The organism is Prolinoborus fasciculus, assembly GCF_056724605.1.
On sequence record NZ_JBWZQN010000110.1, the window covers coordinates 1 to 3,703 of the forward strand.

A 3,703-nucleotide genomic window follows, 5' to 3' on the forward strand; every position below is an offset into this window, starting at 1 on the left:
TGTACACAGTGCACTGGGTTATGTGTCGCCTTTTGAGTTTGAAGCAATGTACTATGATAAGATTAACCCGTTAGGTCAGGTGGCTTAACTTAAATAAAAAAGTCTCCGACAAACCCGGTACGGTTCACTTCTTATAGAACATCAGTTTTTTCCGGTAGTGATGAAACATAATAAATATGATTATTTTAGAATAATGTCTCAACAAGCGTCATTAAGCGCCGTGCGATGGGTACTTGCGTGGTTGAGTGTACGATATTTAGCGATTGGAGATCATATCAGAATCTAAGTATATATGACTTACGCACGCTTTGTTACACAAAGGTTTGAAAGACAGCGCTACCTTAATTGAGCTAATTTCAAGTGACAACTTGGATATAAGTGCAGCCAAATTCTGTGAATTCGTTCGAGATAGCTACGTGTGCATGAATATCATTTACCTGACTAGGAAAATTTCTTGCTGCTCATTTATAGCTTAATAATAGCGACTTAAGTATTTTTTATGGATCAACAGAACCAAAAAACATCGCATTATCTATTGTGTTTTGTCTGCTGCTGGAAGCTATGTAACATGATTCCTTAGGGGAAATAGCCTAAGCTTAATAAGTGATTAAAAGACCTGAAAATCCGCGAATTTGATTTTTTTCTTCGCTTTCAATTTGATCCATATGATGTGGGTATAGGATTTTAGACCACGCCTATAAGTGATAATCTACTCCCCAATAAGCATGGGAAATGCTTGTTTTTGGAGTCAACCATGACACGAAGAAAACGTCGTAATCATTCAGCAGAGTTTAAAGTTAAAGTTGCTCTCGCAGCAATTAAAGGCGACCACACACTCGCTGAACTTTCTACTCAATTCGATTTACATCAAAACCAAATCATCGATTGGAAAAATCAACTGCTTGAGCAATCAGTCAATATTTTTTCACGACCAACAGCACAACAAGAACCAGAGATTGACCTCAAAGCTTTACATGCCAAGATAGGACATCAGGCATTGCAAATTGATTTTTTAGAAGGTGCGCTCAGAAAAATAGGGCAGCTGAGCGGCAAAAAATGATCGATAAGACCCATCAACTTTCGGTACGACAACAATCGCAATTGATTCAAATCAATCGCAGTACGTTGTATTACAAGCCCAAAGAGATTTCATCAACTGATTTGAGTTGGATGCGTCTGATCGATGAAATTCATCTCGACTATGTGGAGTCGATTAGTCCAATTTCTCGGCCAAAGCCAAAGGCCTTTTCGGCATTAACCAAGAGTCTGCTTAAGCACAATTTTGTGGTGGGTAATCATAACTTTTGCCTCATTTGTGATGGATTGATCTATCTTGATTCTACTGAATCGGATCATAGGATTGCCAAAGCCGTAGGTGGGCAAGGCGTTCTAGAGAATGGTCTGCTGGTTCATCCCATCTGTAATAGGATGAAATCAGATCTGAGCCTGGAAGAGATTAGAGCGGATTTGTTTGGTGAATTACTGTATTGAGCAGCAGAGGGGGTAAATTAATTTTCTAAAATTTATCAATGATTTAACTTTTGATATATTCAGCCAATGTGGTTGTTTTTAATTCACTTTAGAATCACAACCAGAAACTAGCTGTAGTTTCTGAATGACCGTCAAGGTCCTTAGTTTTGCCTATAGATTCCCCCTATGGGCATTTTTTTTGATCAAAAACATGTATAGGTGACTTTAAAATAAACCTTTTAGCAATTCATACGCAATAAGGCTGATACCATTAGCACAATAAAAATGAGTTCCACTCTAGTTAACATCTTAGTTCCATTTACTTTTCACTTAATTTATATAGCAGTTAACTCGTAGCATCAATGAAATAACATAACATGGAAAATAATCAAAAAGACAGAATTTGGATTTTGATCAGATCTGCTGTTTACATGCTTCTACAGTAGCTTTGAATGTTTCACTTAACCTTTAAACTTTTTCTAAAATTAAATATATTTACATATATGTTCTAAAATTTGATAGAATTTATTAAAACTTTAGATTCTAAGTGTAAATAATGAGAAGCGCTAATATTCGACGTGATGGCTACTTAAAATTTCTGAATACATGGCAAGACCGTGATGTCATTAAAGTACTTTCAGGTGTGCGTCGCTCTGGAAAATCCACCTTATTGGCGATGTTTCAACAAGACCTAAAAGCACAGGGTGTACAAGCCGAAAACATCATTGCCATCAACTTCGAATTTATGGAATTTGAAGAACTCACCGATTACCGTAAACTACATGATTATGTATTGTCCAAAGTTGATAAAAGTAAAAAAAACTATGTTTTTTTAGATGAAATACAACATGTTACAAATTTTGAGAAAGTAGTCGACTCTTTATATGTTCGGGATTATATCGATTTATATATTACAGGCTCAAATGCATTCTTTCTAAGTGGAGAACTTGCGACTTTACTTACAGGACGCTATATCGAGCAACACGTTCTACCTCTGTCATTCCAAGAATTTAAACAGTGGCATATTGAAAATAATCCGATCATCCAACAATTATCCAATCGTGATTTGTATGCCATGTATACGCGCAGTAGTTTCCCTTATACGCTTGCCATGACTAGCCAGCAGGAAACTTATGATTACTTGCAAGCGGTCTATGCCAGTGTAATGTTTAAAGATGTTATTCCTCGTTTGAATACTGCCGATATTAACTCTCTCGAGCGTGTCGCAAGATATTTGGCAAGCGTGACAGGCTCACCTATTTCCATCAATAAAATTAAAAATACCTTTGTTTCAAGTGGGGTTAAGATTTCATTTGAAACAGTAAAACGCTATATTCAGGGCTTACAGGACAGTTTGTTATTTTATAGTGCCGCACAGTTTAAAGTACGCGGGCGTGAGTTATTACAATCCTCTGAAAAATACTATTTAGTTGATGTCGGATTGCGCCGGATTATGTTGCCTGATGCTAATGCTGATCAAGGTCATATCTTAGAAAATGTGATTTATCTTGAGCTTGTCAGACGAGGTTATACGGTCTATGTAGGGCGGGTTGATGAATATGAAATTGATTTTGTTGCTGTCGATACTTTACAGAATTTAACTTATTATCAGGTGGCATTAGAAACGCTCAATGAGGAGACACTCAGCCGAGAGTTACGTCCATTACAGAAAATTTCTGATTCGTATCCCAAGTATTTGCTTACCTTAGACACGATAGGGACTGAAGCGAATTATAATGGTATTGTAAAAATGAGTGCTCTCGATTGGTTGCTATCTGAAAATAAGTAAAGTTGAGGGTAGACATGGATACTCTTATTTATTAATTAAAACTCAAAGACTTTTCAGCATCATTCAAGAATGTATTCAAGCATAATTTCTGCTCCAATTGTGATGGATCGATTTACCTCGATTCGATTGAGTCAGACTATCATGATTGAGCCAGAGTCGCTTACTGAAAGTAGCGAGAATTGCGCTGGAGTTTCTGAAGGATATTAATTCCTTAGTTTGCCCATTCATCCATCTGGGCATTTTTTTTGATTAAAATACAATGCTGTTCTTGCTAAAAAATGACGGCACCCACCATAAAACACAATATTCCAAAAATAGGTGGTGTTTCAAAAAGTATGCTGGCATTAAACGAATCCATTATTGATATAAAAGAACACTAAATCAAAGGCTTTGAAATGATTTTCAAGCTTTTTGGAGAAGTTGCAGCTTCTCCTAAAGCCTCGC

At 36.6% G+C, this 3,703-nt stretch carries 2 protein-coding genes and 2 pseudogenes; 3 read left to right on the top strand and 1 reads right to left on the bottom strand.

All coding sequences use genetic code 11. From position 1 onward, the window contains the following. Positions 1–754: 754 nt before the first annotated feature. The 3 genes and pseudogenes from AC1P5O_RS16220 to AC1P5O_RS16230 all read left to right on the top strand — a co-directional run. Positions 755–1,203 (top strand): annotated as a pseudogene (locus AC1P5O_RS16220) (transposase family protein); the annotation flags it as partial. Between the two features lie 84 nt (positions 1,204–1,287). Next, positions 1,288–1,491 carry an HNH endonuclease signature motif containing protein gene (locus tag AC1P5O_RS16225; protein ID WP_009513512.1) on the top strand — a complete coding sequence of 68 codons (204 nt, stop codon included), beginning with the start codon at positions 1,288–1,290 and terminating at the stop codon, positions 1,489–1,491. Positions 1,492–2,026: 535 nt separating this feature from the next. Next, positions 2,027–3,259: an ATP-binding protein gene (locus AC1P5O_RS16230; protein WP_001255534.1), complete on the top strand. Its 1,233-nt coding sequence runs from the start codon at positions 2,027–2,029 to the stop codon at positions 3,257–3,259. 344 nt (positions 3,260–3,603) lie between these two features. On the opposite strand, the pseudogene AC1P5O_RS16235 reads toward AC1P5O_RS16230, so the two are convergent. Beyond that, a pseudogene (locus tag AC1P5O_RS16235) lies at positions 3,604–3,703 on the bottom strand (IS1 family transposase); the annotation flags it as partial.